This window comes from Chitinophaga lutea (genome assembly GCF_003813775.1).
GTDB classification, from domain to species: Bacteria; Bacteroidota; Bacteroidia; order Chitinophagales; family Chitinophagaceae; genus Chitinophaga; species Chitinophaga lutea.
Map to the genome: position 1 here is coordinate 91,080 of NZ_RPDH01000002.1, position 15,839 is coordinate 106,918.

The 15,839-nt window shown below is 55.9% G+C and carries 12 protein-coding genes; 6 read left to right on the forward strand and 6 right to left on the reverse strand.

Going from position 1 to position 15,839, the window contains the following annotated elements:
- The first annotated feature begins 10 nt into the window (after positions 1-10).
- On the forward strand, positions 11-1,057 hold the full coding sequence (locus EGT74_RS12640) for an isoaspartyl peptidase/L-asparaginase family protein (protein ID WP_123846954.1): 1,047 nt from the start codon (positions 11-13) through the stop codon (positions 1,055-1,057).
- Between the two features lie 55 nt (positions 1,058-1,112).
- On the opposite strand, the gene EGT74_RS12645 is transcribed toward EGT74_RS12640, so the two are convergent.
- Positions 1,113-3,320, reverse strand: a complete 2,208-nt coding sequence (locus EGT74_RS12645; RefSeq protein WP_123846955.1) for an ATP-binding cassette domain-containing protein — start codon at positions 3,318-3,320, stop codon at positions 1,113-1,115.
- Between the two features lie 10 nt (positions 3,321-3,330).
- Positions 3,331-3,540, reverse strand: coding sequence for a hypothetical protein (locus EGT74_RS12650; protein ID WP_123846956.1), 210 nt, complete (start codon positions 3,538-3,540; stop codon positions 3,331-3,333).
- 146 nt (positions 3,541-3,686) lie between these two features.
- On the opposite strand from EGT74_RS12650, the gene EGT74_RS12655 reads away from it, so the two are divergent.
- The 4 genes from EGT74_RS12655 (at position 3,687) to EGT74_RS12670 (ending at position 9,694) form a co-directional block, all read left to right on the forward strand.
- The gene (locus tag EGT74_RS12655; RefSeq protein WP_123846957.1) at positions 3,687-4,628 is read left to right on the forward strand and encodes a helix-turn-helix transcriptional regulator; all 942 of its coding nucleotides are present in this window, start codon (positions 3,687-3,689) and stop codon (positions 4,626-4,628) included.
- Between the two features lie 134 nt (positions 4,629-4,762).
- Positions 4,763-5,869, forward strand: a complete 1,107-nt coding sequence (locus tag EGT74_RS12660) for a prolyl oligopeptidase family serine peptidase (protein WP_123846958.1) — start codon at positions 4,763-4,765, stop codon at positions 5,867-5,869.
- 1 nt (position 5,870) lies between these two features.
- Positions 5,871-7,148, forward strand: coding sequence for an acetylxylan esterase (locus EGT74_RS12665; protein ID WP_123846959.1), 1,278 nt, complete (start codon positions 5,871-5,873; stop codon positions 7,146-7,148).
- A 284-nt stretch (positions 7,149-7,432) separates the two neighbouring features.
- Positions 7,433-9,694, forward strand: coding sequence for a hypothetical protein (locus EGT74_RS12670; RefSeq protein ID WP_123846960.1), 2,262 nt, complete (start codon positions 7,433-7,435; stop codon positions 9,692-9,694).
- A gap of 182 nt (positions 9,695-9,876) precedes the next feature.
- Here EGT74_RS12670 and EGT74_RS12675 read toward each other — a convergent pair whose 3' ends face one another.
- From EGT74_RS12675 to EGT74_RS12690, 4 genes are read right to left on the reverse strand one after another with little or no spacing between them, the layout of a single operon-like run.
- Positions 9,877-11,064 carry a M20 metallopeptidase family protein gene (locus tag EGT74_RS12675; protein ID WP_123846961.1) on the reverse strand — a complete coding sequence of 396 codons (1,188 nt, stop codon included), beginning with the start codon at positions 11,062-11,064 and terminating at the stop codon, positions 9,877-9,879.
- A gap of 7 nt (positions 11,065-11,071) precedes the next feature.
- A complete protein-coding gene (locus EGT74_RS12680; RefSeq protein WP_220392872.1) occupies positions 11,072-12,106 on the reverse strand; it encodes a dihydrodipicolinate synthase family protein in 1,035 nt (344 codons plus the stop codon).
- 18 nt (positions 12,107-12,124) lie between these two features.
- Complete coding sequence (locus EGT74_RS12685) at positions 12,125-13,141, reverse strand: NAD-dependent epimerase/dehydratase family protein (protein ID WP_123846963.1); 1,017 nt, start codon at positions 13,139-13,141, stop codon at positions 12,125-12,127.
- An 18-nt stretch (positions 13,142-13,159) separates the two neighbouring features.
- Positions 13,160-14,413: an Nramp family divalent metal transporter gene (locus EGT74_RS12690; protein WP_123846964.1), complete on the reverse strand. Its 1,254-nt coding sequence runs from the start codon at positions 14,411-14,413 to the stop codon at positions 13,160-13,162.
- Between the two features lie 370 nt (positions 14,414-14,783).
- Between EGT74_RS12690 and EGT74_RS12695 the strand changes: the two genes are divergently transcribed.
- A complete protein-coding gene (locus tag EGT74_RS12695; RefSeq protein WP_123846965.1) occupies positions 14,784-15,818 on the forward strand; it encodes a Gfo/Idh/MocA family protein in 1,035 nt (344 codons plus the stop codon).
- Positions 15,819-15,839: the final 21 nt, after the last annotated feature.

Here is a 15,839-nt window from a genome sequence, read left to right on the forward strand (position 1 = left end):
CCTGCTGCTGATGATACAACATCCTGTTTCCCGCATATGCGCCCTGTTACTGGTATTGGTTGTGACCGCCTTCTCCGCCGCGGCGCAGCAAACAGCTGAGAAAAAATATGTACTGGTGATCCATGGCGGAGCCGGCACCATTCTCAAAAAGAATATGACGCCGGAAAAAGAAGCGGCCTACAAAGCCGGGCTCGAGGCCTCGCTGAAGAAAGGCTACGCCGTATTACAGGCCGGCGGCAGCAGTCTGGATGCCGTGGAAGCGGCCATTCGTGTAATGGAAGACGATTCGTTGTTCAATGCCGGAAAAGGTGCCGTGTTTACGCACGACGGCCGCAATGAACTGGATGCTTCCATCATGGACGGAAAAACGCTTGGCGCCGGTTCGGTAGCGGGCGTGCGCACCATCAAAAACCCGATCACGCTGGCGAGGGCCGTGATGGAAAAGTCCGAACATGTGATGATGGCCGGGCGCGGTGCGGAACAGTTCGCGGCGCAGGCTGGCGTTGAAATCGTGGACACTTCGTACTTCCGCACGGAATCCCGCTGGCAGGGCCTGCGGAAAGCATTGCAGCAGGATTCCCTCAAAGCCCGCCTCGATCACAGTTTTGCGCCGCGGAAAGCGGGTACCGTCAACCGCGATGAGAAGTTCGGAACAGTGGGTTGCGTGGCCCTCGACAAAAACGGCAATCTCGCCGCCGGAACGTCTACCGGGGGCATGACGAACAAAAAGTACGGCCGCATCGGCGATGCGCCGATCATAGGAGCCGGTACGTATGCGGACAACAACACCGTCGCCGTATCCTGCACGGGCTGGGGTGAGTTTTTTATCCGCAGTGTGGTGGCGTACGACCTGTCGGCCCTCATGCACTACAAAGGCTTGTCGGTACAGGACGCCGGCAAAACCGTCATCAAAAAAGTGGGTGAGCTCGGTGGTAACGGCGGGCTGATCGCACTGGATAAAAACGGCCGTATGGCGATGCCGTTCAATACGGAAGGCATGTACCGGGGCACGGTCACCCAGGATGGGAAAATAGAGATACTGATTTATAAAGACTAAAAAACAAAAGAGCAGCCTCCCGGGAGACTGCTCTTTTTGCATTGCTATAGCCAGGTTAATGGGTGCGCAAATATTGTCCTGTTAACGACCCCGGCGCATGCAGCAGGTCCGCCGGCCGCCCTTCGAACACCACTTCTCCGCCTTTGCGCCCGCCTTCGGGCCCCATATCTATCACCCAATCCGCGTTCCGTATCACATCCACATTATGCTCGATCACGATCACCGAATTACCGCCATCCACCAGGTGGTCGATGATGGCGAGGAGATGCCCTACATCCGACATATGTAACCCGGTTGTCGGCTCGTCCAGCACGTAAATGCTGCCCTGCTTGTGAAGTTCCCCGGCCAGTTTGATGCGCTGGCATTCGCCGCCGGAGAGCGTGCTGAGGGGCTGCCCGAGGGTGAGGTAATCGAGGCCCACGTCGTGAATGGCCTGCAGGCGTTTTTTGAGCTCCTTTTTATCGAAAAAATGCAACGCCTGGTGCACGGTCATTTCCAGTACGTCGCTGATGGATTTACCTTTCAGTTTATAATCCAGTACTTCTCTGCTGAAGCGCTTGCCGCCGCAGGTTTCGCAGGGCGTGCGGATGGCTTCCATGAAAGCGAGGTCGGTGTAAATAAAACCGAGCCCTTCGCAATCGGGGCAGGCGCCTTTTGAATTGTAGCTGAACAGCGAAACCGACACGTTGTTGGCTTTGGCGAACAGCCGGCGGATGTCGTCCATGATGCCGGTGTAGGTGGCCGGGTTGGAGCGGATGTTGGTGCTGACGGCCGATTGGTCGATGCTGATCGCCTCGGGGCAGCGCGTCAGCAATTCCCCGTTGATGAGCGAGCTTTTCCCCGAACCGGCCACGCCGGTTACGACGGTGAAGATGCCGGTAGGGATGTGCACCTCCACGTTCTTCAGGTTGTGCAGCGAGGCGCCGGTGATGTGGATGCTGCCGCTGGCGGTACGGCAATTTTCCTTCAGCGGTAGCGCCCGGTTCATATACTGGCCCGTGAGGGTGGGGGCTTTCAGTAATCCTTCCACAGTGCCCTCGTAAACGATCTCCCCGCCGCGTGTGCCGGCATGCGGGCCCACGTCTACAATGTGGTCGGCGGTTTTGATCACTTCGGGATCATGTTCCACGACCAGCAGCGTGTTGCCTTTGTCGCACAGCTTGCGGAGCATTTCGTTCAGCCGGTGCACATCGCGGGGATGGAGGCCGATGCTGGGCTCATCGAATATGTAAATGGTTTCGGTGAGGCTGCTGCCGAGGTGCCGCACCATCTTGATACGCTGCGACTCGCCGCCGGAAAGGGACGTGGTTTCGCGGTCGAGGCTGAGGTATTCCAGCCCGATGTCGATCATATGCTGCAAACGCTCTGCGATGGCGGGCGCCAGTGTGACAGCTACCGGGTCGTTGATCAGCCCGATGTGCCTGATCAGCTCATTGATTTCCATCGCAGCATATTCGGCGATGTTGTGACCGTTGATACGGCAATTCAGCGCCGCCGCATTCAGCCGCGCGCCGTGACACACGTCGCAGGGCGCATAGGCCAGGTACCGGTCGAGGTTGCTGATGGTGGATTCCGCCAGCGCGCTGGTGTCTCTTTTGATGTAGAGGCGGTTGAATTTTTCGATCACCCCTTCCGGTTCCTTCCCGTGCAGCAGGGTTTGCCATTCCTGTTCGGAATATTCTTCCAGTTTCTTATCGAGATCGAACAGCCCGGAGTTGGCATACTGGTTCCAGTACCAGGTGCCCACGGCAAATGCCGAGAAAGTGATGCCGCCTGCGTTGAGGGAGCGGCTTTTATCGAACAGCATCTGCTGGTTGGCTTCTACCCGCCGCCCGAGGCCGTTGCAGGCGGGGCACATGCCGGCAGGGTCGTTGAACGAAAAGGCGTTGGAATACCCGGCATATGGCTGGCCGGCTCGTGAAAAGAGCAGGCGCACCAGCGAATAGATGTCCGTAATGGTGCCTACGGTGGACCGGGAATTGCCGCCGATCTTTTTCTGGTCGATAACGATGGCAGTCGACAGATTTTCAATGGCATCCGCGTCCGGCTTTTTGGCCCTGGGCAAAAAGTTCTGGACGAAGGTGGTAAAGGTCTCATTCAGCTGCCGCTGCGCCTCCGCACCAATGGTTTCGAATGCGATAGACGATTTGCCGGAGCCGGACACCCCCGTGAACACCGTGATGCCTCCCCGGGGAATGCGCAGGTTCACGTTTTTCAGGTTGTTTTCGCGGGCGCCCCTGATTTCGATAAATGATGGTTGCATAAGCTATGATTTAAGGAAGAACGGAACAGGAGAAATTGTGCCGGCGGAAAAAGGAGATCACCTTTTCCGTTACGTCTTCGGCCGATTCGATACGGAAGATTTTGTCGCAGTCTTCCAGGTCGAAGTTGAAAGTGCAGCCTGGAAATGCGTCCGCCAGCAACGGCGTTATCTTTGCAGCGTCGGCTGGCTGCAAAACATTCGTTGAAAAAACTTCCACCATAATTCAGATTTCCACAAAGATGCCCCGACACAGGAAAAGAGGCCCTTCAGCGCGGGATTTTTAACCCGCAGAAACGGATTTTCCGTCCTCATTTTTCACCATCCCGCGAAAATACCCTACCTTGGATCTCCATTTCCATCTAACATATGAGTAACAGGGATACAAACCCATGGCTGTTTCCGGAAGGCGGTCAGGAATATCATTATATAGATGACCGCGGCGCTGGCAGCCGCATTGTTGTAAAAGAGGACCACCTGCCCGGGGCCTCTATTTTTTTCGCCAAAGGGGAACAATCTTCCGCCGTCAGAATGAAAGAAACCGTGGAGACCCCCACACTGGCCATGTACTTTTCCCTGGAAGGTGATACGGGCTCCATGGCTGTTACCGACGAAAGTTATATGATGAAAGGACAGCAGCATGTGGTGAGTTACATGCCCCGCTTTGAAGGGTACTACCTGCTCAACAGTCCCAAAATCAGCAACTTCGGGGTGATACTGGAAGAATCGTTTTTCAGCCGCCTGTATATGGAAGACATAGATTGCCTCAAACGTTTCTGGGACAAGGTGAACGCCGGCCAGGAGGCTGACATGGCGCCCGGCCCGATGGCCATCACGCCGCGGCAGCTGGCCCTCATCCACGATATTGCGCACTGTGGCTATACGGGCCATATGCGGCAGCTGTACCTCGAATCGAAAATCGTGGAACTGTTCCTCTTCCAGGCCGAGCAGGCGGAAGGCCTCAAGGGCATGAAGCCGGTACAGCTGTCCGCCGCCGATATCGACAAGCTCCACGCCGCCAAACATTACATCCGCCAGCATATGTTCGAACAGTTGAGCCTCGACCAGGTATCGCGGGAATGCGGCCTGAACGAATTCAAACTGAAGAAGGGTTTCCGCGAACTGTTTGCCACCACCGTGTTCGGCTACCTCAACGAGCTCCGGATGAGTTATGCGCGCCAGCTTATCCTGAACAGCGGCTGTTCCATCCTCGAAGCCGCATACAGCGTGGGCTACAGTGAGCCATACAGCTTCACCCGGGCATTCAGGAAACACTTCGGATACCTGCCCAGCGAGTTGAAACGCGGATAACCTGCCTGCTGCATTTCCAATTGTGCCCGAGTAAAAAAAGCCCCCATTTTTTATTTACTAAAATTTTAGCAAAGCATTGAATTGACCGATTATTTTTTCTATTTTTTCAGATCGAAGCATTAAACGGAAAACTCATGAAATTCATCGCCTCAGTGCTTGTACTGATAACGGTTTCCACGTCCCTTAAAAGTCAGCGCGTATCCATCGATACCTGCTTTTCCCCGCCGGCAGCATTTAAGAATCAATACGGCAAGTTCCGCTCCCCACTGGTGTTTTATGACGGCCGCCGGGTGAAAACGGCGAAAGACTGGCAGGCGAGGAGAACGGAAATCCGCAACAAATGGCACGAACTGATGGGCTCATGGCCGGCCGTCAATACAAAGCAGCAGTTGTTATACCTCGATTCCACCCGCCGCGATAACTTCACGCAGTACAAGGTTTCCTTCAACTGGACGCCGCTCGAAACCACGGAAGGATACCTGCTGGTGCCTGATGGCGCCGGTAAAAAACCGGCCGTGATCACGGTGTTTTATGAACCGGAATCGGCGATCGGGCAGGGGAAGGCGCACCGCGATTTTGCGTACCAGCTGGCCAAACGGGGTTTCGTGACTTTGTCGATCGGCACCACGCAGGCCTCGAAAGACCAGACGTTTTCGATTTATTATCCCGAGCTGCAGCATGCCGCCGTGCAACCCTTGTCCATGCTGGGCTATGCCGCGGCTACGGCCTGGGAGGCGCTGGCGAAAGAGCCGGCGGTAGACAGTACCCGCATCGGCATCATGGGACATTCGTTCGGTGGTAAATGGGCAATGTTCGCGTCGTGCCTGTACGACAAGTTTGCCTGCGCCGTATGGTCCGACCCGGGTATTGTGTTCGACGAAAGCAATATCAGCGTGAATTACTGGGAGCCCTGGTACCTCGGGTATACACCGAAACCCTGGCGCAAAAGAGGCCTCATTACCCCGGAAAATCCCGCCCGCGGCCTGTACCCGCAACTGGTGAAACAGGGTTTCGACCTGCACGAGCTGCATGCGCTGATGGCGCCGCGGCCGTTTCTCGTATCGGCCGGGCACGAAGATCCGCCCATACGCTGGGTGCCGTTGAACCATGCCATCGCGGTCAATAATCTGCTGGGCTACCGCAACCGTGTGGCCATGACCAACCGGCCGGAGCATTCGCCCAACGCCCTGTCTAACGAACAGGCCTACACCTTCCTCGAAAAATTCCTGAAAAAACAATAGCATGTCCAAATTCAACCGTCTTTTTTTATTCCTCGTCTTATCCTGCAGCACTGCCTGGGCGCAGCCTGTAGAGCAACTCATCAAGGTGATCGTGGCGCCGGATCATACCGACTGGATCTACCGCATCGGCGAAAAAGCAAAGTTCACCGTCACCGTGCTTGAAAACGGCAACCCGGTGAAAGATGCCAAAATCAGTTATGAAGTAGGCCCGGAAAAGCTGAAGCCTGCCGTACAACAGACTGCCGTACTGAAAGACGGCACCCTCGTGATCGACGGCGGCACCATGCAAACGCCGGGATTCCTGCGCTGCGCGGTTACGGCCGAGGTGAAAGGCAAAACCTACCGCCGCCTCGCCACAGCAGGGTTTAACCCCACGGCCATCCAGCCCACCGTCACAATGCCGGCGGACTTTTCCGCGTTCTGGAACAAAGGCAAAAGCGAACTGGCCAAAGTGCCCCTCGATGCCAGAAGCACGCTGCTGCCGGAACGCTGTACCGAAAACGTGAACGTATACCACGTGAACATACAGGGTTACGGAAACTCCCGCCTGTACGGGATCCTCTGTGTACCGAAAAAAGAAGGGAAATACCCGGCGGTACTGAGAGTGCCGGGCGCAGGTATCCGGCCTTACGGCGGCGACATTGCCCGGGCGGAACTGGGATTCATCACCCTGGAGATCGGCATCCACGGCATTCCCGTCAACCTCGACCCGTCGGTGTATACAAGTCTCGCTGCAGGCGCGCTGAACGGTTACCCGTCGTTTAACATAGACGATAAAGACCGGTACTATTACAAAAGAGTATATCTCAACTGTGTACGGGCGAACGATTTCCTCGTGAGCCTTCCGCAGTTCGACGGCGCCAACCTCGGCGTGATGGGCGGCAGCCAGGGCGGCGCTTTGTCGATCGTCACCGCATCGCTCGACAGCCGTGTGAAATACCTTGCCGCCATGTACCCCGCGCTCAGCGACGTTACCGGTTACACCAAGGGCCGCGCCGGCGGCTGGCCGCATTTGTTCAGGGGAGATATGGTGAGCAAAGAGGCGCTGGAAACTGCAGGGTATTACGATGTGGTGAACTTCGCCAAACAGCTCAAACAGCCGGGCTATTATACCTGGGGGTACAACGACGAAACCTGTCCCCCTACAAGCATGTACGCCGTTTACAACAGCATCACTGCACCGAAAGACCTGTACCTGCTGCTGGAAACAGGGCACTACGTGTATCCCGAACAGGTGGAAGTGCTGGGTGGCTGGCTCACGAAGCAACTTAAAAAATAACGAAATTTTCCCGTTTAAATACAGGAGTTTATACGCAATTTTGAAGAAATCTTTCTCCCTACCTTTGGGGAGAAAGATTTTTTTACCCCAAAAACAAATGCATCTACAGGTCTGCCTTTTTAGCGTGGCGGGCCAGGGCTTACTGTATCAGCACGATTATTCCTGAGAGAAAGAGATATTCGCCGTACGCACTGACGGCACATGAATAGGATTCGTTAGCAGCATGAGACTATCCGTGAAAAGCTCCCGTTGTGATTATTTTTTAAACCCCAAATACTCAAAAAATGGCAACCCCAGTTTCGTTACCGGTCGTTTTGCAGAGCAAACCGGCTGAAGAACTACCCTTATTGGCCTTTGCATTCGATCAGAAAGGCCAGCTCGTAGAAAAAGTACCCGTTGTAAAAGGAAAGGCGGATTTTAAAACGCTCTCGGCGCCAGCCGGAGAATACCGCTTTCTGATCGCTCCCGCGCATGAAAAAACGGAAAATGCGGATTCGCTGCAATTGCTGCAGGACATGAAGGCGTATGAGCCCGTGCTGGAATTCGACGCAAAGGGCGCCATCCGCATGCTGCCCATCCCGGACAATTACATCCGTCTGTGGCCCTTCCGCAAGTGCCGCGTGAAAGGTAAGCTGATCAAGGCTTTTACCGTGCATGGCGTAACGGAAGACAAACCCGTGTGCCGCGCCCGGGTGCACATTTGTGAAGTGGACAAGATCACGTGGCTGCTCCCGCGCATTCCGGATTATATCATCGAAAAAATACCGGAGTATATCCTGCACCCGGATTTGCCGATTCCCCTGCCCGAACCCGATCCTATCGGCCCCATCATCAATCCGCAGCGCTTCAACGCGGCCATCCGGCCCGTGGTGGCCGACCGGCTGTTCAATCCCGGTTCCCTGCCCGGCACCACCATTCGCAAACAGAAAGCCGGCGCGCCGGAAATCAGGATGGAGGAAAGCAAGGCCGCGCTCCGCATTTCGCCGGAGATCCGCGCTTCACTCACGTCCCGCAACATCAGCGCCATCCGCAAAACGTTGCTTGACAACATCCAGCTGTTCCATCCCATCTTCTGCAAAATACCTTTCCTCTGGCCGTACCTCTACCGTTGTGATGAGATCAAGACGGTGTACACCGATAATTTCGGCCGCTTCGATACCGAAATTTCCTACTTCGTGTTCGGCGACAAGCCCGACCTGTATTTCTGGGTGGAATATCTGATCGACGGGGTATGGACAACCGTATACCGGCCTGCGATCGCCTGCCACACCTGGTGGGATTACATCTGCGGTACGGAAGTAACCCTTCGCCTCACCGATCCGCGGGTGCCCTGGCGCTGCGGCAGCATCCTCTATGGCAGCACCATCTGGATCAAAACCATCGGGGAAAGCACCAACGTATCGCGCATCAAACAGGCGGATACCACTGCCTTTACCGTGCATGGCCATGCATACCGTGAACAGGGCCTCACCGATGTGGCGCTGCCCAACAGCCCCAACCGTTTCGGCGGTTACAGGCGGCCTTTCGGTGGCGGCATCACCATCCGGGTGCAGTTCAGTTTCGACTTGCCGAAAGCCGGGCTGAAATACTACCGGTGGAGCGCGCGCAAGGTGAAGAATGCGGATATGTCTGCCGCATCCGGCAGCTGGATGACCCTGGCGAACCCCGTGGCTAAAGGGTATGCGTACAGCTACCTGGTGGGCGCGGTGATCAAACCGGACGGCTACGCGTCTTATCCATTGGGCCCCGTTACCGTGGGCACCACGCAGCACCTGTTCATCATTCCGCCGGTGGAAGCGTCGACCATTGCAACGGCCGGACAGTTATTCCCCTGGTGGAGCACCGGGCAGGATACGTTCTGCGTCAACTTCGACAGCAACGCCATGCAGGGCGACGGTCTGTATGAACTGAAAATGGAGTTGTTCGACAAAGACGGCCACCTCGTGGCAGTGGAGCCGACCGTGTACCAGATGCCGCATAAAGACACGTTCACGCCTATCATCAATGCCCCGTCTGAAAACCTGGTGCTGAATGGCGCCGGTAAGGCTGTGGCTTTCAAGATGCTGATGCGTTTTGATAACAATGAGGCCGAAGGCGAGATCTATAAAATCAAAACAGACCCGGAAAGCGACGGTATGTATGTGGATGCATCGCCCGATTGCTGCGGTTTCGTACCGTACAACAGCGGCGCCGATACGGCCCACCAGGTGCGCCTCACGTTCCGCGCGTACCAGCCGCATAACTTTGCCGACTTTGTGCTGAACGTGATCAAAGGCACCTGCGGCGACACGCTGGCCAGCGATTCAGCCATGGTGATCGGCAGCACTGCCAAGTACACCCGCAATTTCCAGAGCGTGTTCCTGCACGACTATTCACCGAAAGAACTGTTGGGAGAATGTGCCCTGAAGATGGTAGACGGTGCGTGGGTGGAAGGCAAGGCCGCGTTCGCTGAGCTGCTGCACGTACAGCCGCTGGCGGTGAACGGCACCTCGCAGGTGTTCGGGAATGTGAATACGGCTGCGGCCTTTGCGCTGGAACCGGCGTAAGGAGTTCGCGCCGCCCCGGGGATAACTACAATAACAGGCTTAAACCTGGGGCAGCAGGGTGGTCTTCTCTTACAAACGGCGATTTAAATAACGCATCATTCATGCTGAATGATCGGGAAAATTGAAAAGGCAGCATCCATTGGGGTGCTGCCTTTTTTTGGGTATGACATTTCGAATTCTACTCAGTTTTCGAGGCTTTTTACGGCCAGCCAGGCCATGAGGCCGGCGCCGGTTTCGATGGCGCTTTCGTCCACGTCGAAGGTAGCGGTGTGCAGGCCGGAGGTGATGCCCCTGGCCGCATTGCCCGTACCCAACCGGTAAAAGCAGGCATCGGTGATCTGGGAATAGGCCGCAAAATCTTCCGCGGCCATCCAGATGTCGAGGTCGGTGACGTTTTCTTTACCGACATACGCTTCCGTATGCTGCCGCGTGGCTGCGGTGAGGCGTTCGTTGTTATACAGCACGGGATAGCCCGGTTTGATGAACACGGTACATTTGCCGCCCATGCTTTCCACGAGGGCGGTGGCCATTTTTTCGATCCGCTTGCGCGCTTCCTGCCGCCAGTTTTCGTCGAGCGTTCTGAAGGTGCCGTCGATGGTCACTTTGTCCGGGATAACGTTATGCGCCCCGTCGGCGATCACCCGGCCGAACGTGAGTACGGATGGGGTGGTGGGATTGGCGTTACGGCTTACCAGTTGCTGCAGGCCCGTAATGAGGTGGCTGGTGATCAGCACCGGGTCGATAGTGGTATGCGGCATGGCGCCGTGCCCGCCTTTTCCTTCCACGGTGATGTAGATCTCGTCCACACTCGCCATGTACGTGCCCGAACGGAAACCGATTTTTCCCGCTTCCAGCTCAGGCATTACATGTTGCCCGAGGATGTTGGCGGGGCGCGGGTTTTCCAGCACGCCTTCTTTGATCATCATGCTGGCGCCGCCGGGCACCAGTTCCTCGCCGGGCTGAAAAATAAGCTTCAGTTTTCCGGCGAAAGAATCGCGTAACTGCAACAGGATGCCGGCGGTGGTGAGCAGGGAAGTGGTGTGCACATCGTGCCCGCAGGCGTGCATCACGCCGGGGAATTTAGAAACATACGGTACGTCGTTCTTTTCGTGGATCGGCAGCGCGTCGATATCCGCGCGCAGCGCCAGCACTTTGTCGGACGCGGCCAGTGTGCCCTCTATCATGGCTACCAGTCCGGTGTTGGCCATTTTCTGATAGGGGATGCCCATCGCATCGAGTTTGCCCGCGATGAAAGCCGCGGTGTTATGTTCCATGAACGAGAGCTCCGGGTTGGCGTGCAGGTGCCTTCTGGTTTCAATGGCCGTGGGCAGCATTTCGTGCGCCAGCGCCCGGATCTTTTCTTTCAGCATATGTTTCTCAGATTTTATCTTTTTCCAGGAACGCACGAACGAATGCGTCGTCCGTGAGCTCGGGATAGGCCGCCGTTACGCGGTCTATTTCTTCCAGCTGGCCCGGCGACAGCGTTTCCTTGTCGTCGAGGCACCAGATGCCTTCTATCAGCCCCTGTCTGCGCAGCACCTCATGGATGCCGGCGATGGAGCCTCGGAAGGCGTTCACCGGGTCGAACAGCGCGGCGTTCATGTCGGTTACCGCGATGCCCGTTTGCAGCAGGCCGTTCGGCGGGCCGGATTTGATCCGGTCGAACAGTTCGGCCACTTTGTGCGTCCAGACAGACCAGTGGCCCAGCAGGCCGCCGGCGAATTTTTTCTCCACGGTCGCGCCGTTCACATTAAACCGGTATGTCGTGATCAGGTCCGCCACGATGTTATCGTCGTTTCCGGTGTACAATGCGATCTCGTCCCGTCGGGGGGAGCTGCACACCGCACGCACTACGTCGAGCGTCTGATAACGGTTGAAAGGGGCCGTTTTAATGGCTTTAACGTTCGGGATGGCTACCATCTGCTCCCAGAAACGATAGCTCAATATACGGCCTCCTACGCTGGGTTGGAGATAAAATCCGAAAACGGGTATCACCTCCGCCACTGCGGCGATGTGTTTCACCAGCTGGTCTTCCGAATAGTCTTTCAGTCCACCCAGGCTCACCAGTCCGAGATCGTACCCGTAAGATACGGCAAGCCGCGCTTCCGCCAAAGCCTGTTCCGTCGGGCCGCAAACGCCCGCCACTTTGATGAACGGCCTTTGCAGGTTCGCCTTTTCGATTTCTTCGGCGGCGAGGCGCAGCACCGTTTCGTAGAGGTTGAATTCCGGCTTGCGGATTTCGAACTGGGTGGTATGTACTCCCACGGCCACACCGCCCGCGCCTGCGGCCATGTAATACCGGGTGAGCCGGCGCTGCCGCGCTTCGTCGAGTTTACGCTCCGCGGTCAGCGCGAGGGGATGGGCCGGTATCACCGTACCGGCGTATAATAATTTTTCAACAGAAGGATTCATCATTTGTGTTTATAAGAATTAGAATTTACCGGCCCGCTCCTGGAAGTGGGTGGGCTTCTGAATGGTGGCGCCGCCGGCCTGCAGCCATGCGGCCGTCAGTTCGATCATCTGCAGGAGGCCCACTTTCGGGTACCCGAAGAGGCGAACGCTTTCCGCGGCGTTGCTCAGCAGGGCGGAAGGCTGTTCTTCATTCACAAACTGCGGCGTTTTCCCGAGGAGTTTACCGAATTGTTCCGCGATCCACCGTACCGGCGCGGTTTCGGGACCGGTCACGTTCAATAATTTACCGGGCACGCTGCAATGCAGGAAACTGCGGAGCGCAATTTCATTGGCGTCGCCCTGCCAGATCACATTCACATGGCCCATACGCAGGTCGATGGGTTTTTCCGCCTGTACGGATTTCGCAATCTCGAGCAGCACACCGTACCGCAGGTCGTTCGCATAGTTGAGGCGGTAGATGAGCACGGGTGTGTTGTGCACGGAAGAAAAATGCTGGAAGATGCGCTCCCTGCCGAGGCACGACTGGCCATATTCACCGATAGGCGCCGGCGCCGTGTTTTCGTCGGCTCCGCCGGAAAACACCGGTGTGAAAGGGTATACGTTGCCCGTGGAATACACCACGATGTTGGAATTTTTATACTTTTCCGCCACACGGCCGGGGAGATAGGCATTCATCGCCCAGGTGAACGCTTCTTTGCCCGTGGTGCCGAATTTGGTGCCTGCGAGGTACAGCATATTTTTTACGTCGGGCAGCGCCTGCAGCGCGGCGTCGTCGAGCAGATCCACTTTGATGGTTTCCACGCCGTACGATTCCAGTTCTTCCCGAAGGCCGGGCTCCGATAAACGGGAGGCGCCGATGATGCGGCGGGGAATGCCTGATTTGTCGACCGCCTGTTTGGCGAGTTTAGCGAGACTGGGCCCGATTTTACCACCCACGCCCAGCAACAGGATATCTCCTTCCAGCGATGCCATATCGGCTACCAATGCGTCCGAGGGTTGGAGGAGCGCATCTACGGTTTCTTGTAAATTGTTCATATCGTGTAATTGACTTTTTTAAGAGAAAAAGAGTGCCTGCACGTTGCTGGCAGCCAGCAGGAACATGATCAGCAGGCCGATGGCGCCCACTACGTTGGTGAAAGTTTTGTTTTTGTATTCGCCCATGATCTTGCCGTCGTTGGCCACGAAGTAGAGGGCCAGGCCGATGAAAGGCACGATAAAAATGGTAACGGCCTGCGCGAGGATGATCAGTTCCAGCGGCAGTTTGCCGAACACGATGGCCACGATGGCGCCGATCACCATGATAATGCCGATGAAAAGTCGCACCATGCCTGATTTTAGTTGTCCTCCGTAACCCAGCGCGTCACCCAGCAGCGTGCCGCCAAGTGAAGCGTTGCCGATCAGGGAAGAAAAGGATGCGCCGAACAGGCCCGATAAAAAGAGGGCGGAGGCGAAGTGGCCGAAAATAGGCTCCAGCGCCCGTGCCATATCGGCTGCATTCCTGACTTCGGTGCCCTTGCTGTGCAGCACCGCCGCTGCGCAAATAAGCACGATGGCGCTGAGCAGGCCGAGTATCAGCATGCCGGGGTAGGTTTCTTTGGGAGCCTGTTTTACATCCGGCTGGGCTTTTTTTCTTTCCTGCACCAGGTACGCCTGGTACATCGCACCTACAATGGAAAAACAGGAGGCCATGAATGCGATCACCAGTTTTAACGAGCCCGCCGGCACTTCCGGTGCCAGTCCGCCGACGATGCCGCTGATGGACGGTTTCGAAAATAGGAGGGTGGCCACAAACGCAAACAGCATCAGCGCGATCAGCAGGATCATAATGTTCTGCAGCGTTTTATAAAAGGTTTTGTAGAACAGCATCGCGATGGCCAGTGCGTTAAACACCACTATCCAGATCACCGGGCTGGTTTGCGTTGCCTCCGCCACGGCGATGCCCGTGCCGATGGAATTACCCGCCTGGAAGGAGGTGCAGACCAAAAACACACCGAAACCGATGGCGATGCGGGCGCCGTTTCCCCATTTACGGCCGATAGTGGTAAGCAGCGATTCGCTGGTGGCGATACCTACGCGGGCCGACATGGTGGTGAATACGATCATAAAAAAAATGGCGACCACGATCAGCCATATTAATGAATACCCGTACTGCGCGCCCATCATGGAAGTAATGGTGATTTTGCTGGGCCCGAATACGAGCGCGGCCGTGATCAGTCCGGGCCCGATGGCCTGCAGCCATGCCTTGTATTTATTGCTCGTGGTTTTTTCGCTGACCGGGAGGGCAGCCGTGGTTGACGTGTTTTCCATTGTGTTGATCAGATTATAATTTTGGTTCCGGATAACGAAAAAGCGGGAATTTCGTGTACGTACCCGAAAGTACACAACATTTGCAAAAAAGCAAACAATATTTGCGCTTTGATTGAATATCGCCGCATGGACGTTCAATTCTTTTTTATTCGGGATAATTTTCTATAAAAGGTTTGTATTTCCGGAAACATTTACTAATTTCCGGGTGCGTACCCGAAAATGTATGTAGAATTCGCCGCTGTAACCATGCCAGCGTTTTTTTCGGGTAACAAACGGGTACGTACCCGAAAAGTGTTTCAGCCATTTGACCTATATTTCGTTTTGGGATAAGCAACCGACTTAACGGACATAATTAAACAGACTATTTCACATGACTCAATTCTTCGACCGCCGCAGGTTTCTCCAGACTATTTCTGCCGCCGGCGCAGGCGTGGCCCTTTCCAGCCTGCAACCCTTCGCCGCAAAAGGTTCCGCGGGTGCCGACGTTATCAGGATCGGCATCATCGGCGCGGACTCTTCCCATGCCGTAGCCTTTACCAAAAGCTTCCACAGTCCCACACCGGCCCCCGGCCTGGAAGGATTTAAAGTGGTGGCCGTATTGCCGCAAGCCAGCCCGGATATTCCCAACAACGTAAAACGCCTGCCGGGTTTTGTGGATGAACTGAAAAAGCTGGGTGTGGAAGTGGTGGATACCATGGAGGCGCTGCTGGCTAAAACAGATGCCATCCTCGTAGAATCCAACGACGGCCGTCCGCACTACAAACAGGCGCTCCCTGCGCTGCAGGCCGGCAAAAAGGTATTCATCGACAAACCGCTGGCTGCCTCCCTTGCGGAAGGCATCGCCATCTTCGATGCGGCGCGCCGGTACAACACCGCCGTTTTCTCCTGTTCTTCCTTAAGATATATGGAAAGCGCACAGGCGGTGGCAAAAGGTTCCGTAGGCAAAGTATTCGGTGCCGACACGTACAGTCCCTGCGCCCTCGAAAAAACGCACCCCGATATTTTCTGGTATGGCATCCACGGGGTGGAAACCCTCTATACCGTGATGGGGCCCGGCTGTAAATCCGTGAGCAGAACGCATACGGAGAATACGGACGTGGCGGTGGGCGCCTGGGAAGATGGCCGCATCGGCACATTCCGCGGCAACCGCACCGGCAAAAGCGAATACGGCGGTACCGTGTACGGTGAAAAAGGCAACGCGGTGCTCGGCCCCTTCAAAGGCTATGAAGCGCTCGTGGTCCAGATCGCTGAATTTTTCAGGACCGGTAAACCCCCGGTGCCGGAAGCGGAAACACTGGAAATACTGGCCTTCATGGAAGCGGCCGACGAAAGCAAACGCAAAGGCGGCAAGCCGGTGGAACTGAAAGAAATGTTCGACAGAGCAAAGAAGCATAAGCGGAAGTAACCACACGCACATCTTTACATT

What these genes read in the sequence shown, in the direction of transcription:
- EGT74_RS12650 (WP_123846956.1), bottom strand. Translation starts at nt 3,540, where the DNA reads ATGGTGGAAGTTTTTTCAACGAATGTTTTGCAGCCAGCCGACGCTGCA.
- EGT74_RS12675 (WP_123846961.1), bottom strand. Translation starts at nt 11,064, where the DNA reads ATGCTGAAAGAAAAGATCCGGGCGCTGGCGCACGAAATGCTGCCCACG.
- EGT74_RS12655 (WP_123846957.1), top strand. Translation starts at nt 3,687, where the DNA reads ATGAGTAACAGGGATACAAACCCATGGCTGTTTCCGGAAGGCGGTCAG.
- EGT74_RS12680 (WP_220392872.1), bottom strand. Translation starts at nt 12,106, where the DNA reads ATGAATCCTTCTGTTGAAAAATTATTATACGCCGGTACGGTGATACCG.
- EGT74_RS12670 (WP_123846960.1), top strand. Translation starts at nt 7,433, where the DNA reads ATGGCAACCCCAGTTTCGTTACCGGTCGTTTTGCAGAGCAAACCGGCT.
- EGT74_RS12685 (WP_123846963.1), bottom strand. Translation starts at nt 13,141, where the DNA reads ATGAACAATTTACAAGAAACCGTAGATGCGCTCCTCCAACCCTCGGAC.
- EGT74_RS12640 (WP_123846954.1), top strand. Translation starts at nt 11, where the DNA reads ATGATACAACATCCTGTTTCCCGCATATGCGCCCTGTTACTGGTATTG.
- EGT74_RS12690 (WP_123846964.1), bottom strand. Translation starts at nt 14,413, where the DNA reads ATGGAAAACACGTCAACCACGGCTGCCCTCCCGGTCAGCGAAAAAACC.
- EGT74_RS12695 (WP_123846965.1), top strand. Translation starts at nt 14,784, where the DNA reads ATGACTCAATTCTTCGACCGCCGCAGGTTTCTCCAGACTATTTCTGCC.
- EGT74_RS12660 (WP_123846958.1), top strand. Translation starts at nt 4,763, where the DNA reads ATGAAATTCATCGCCTCAGTGCTTGTACTGATAACGGTTTCCACGTCC.
- EGT74_RS12645 (WP_123846955.1), bottom strand. Translation starts at nt 3,320, where the DNA reads ATGCAACCATCATTTATCGAAATCAGGGGCGCCCGCGAAAACAACCTG.
- EGT74_RS12665 (WP_123846959.1), top strand. Translation starts at nt 5,871, where the DNA reads ATGTCCAAATTCAACCGTCTTTTTTTATTCCTCGTCTTATCCTGCAGC.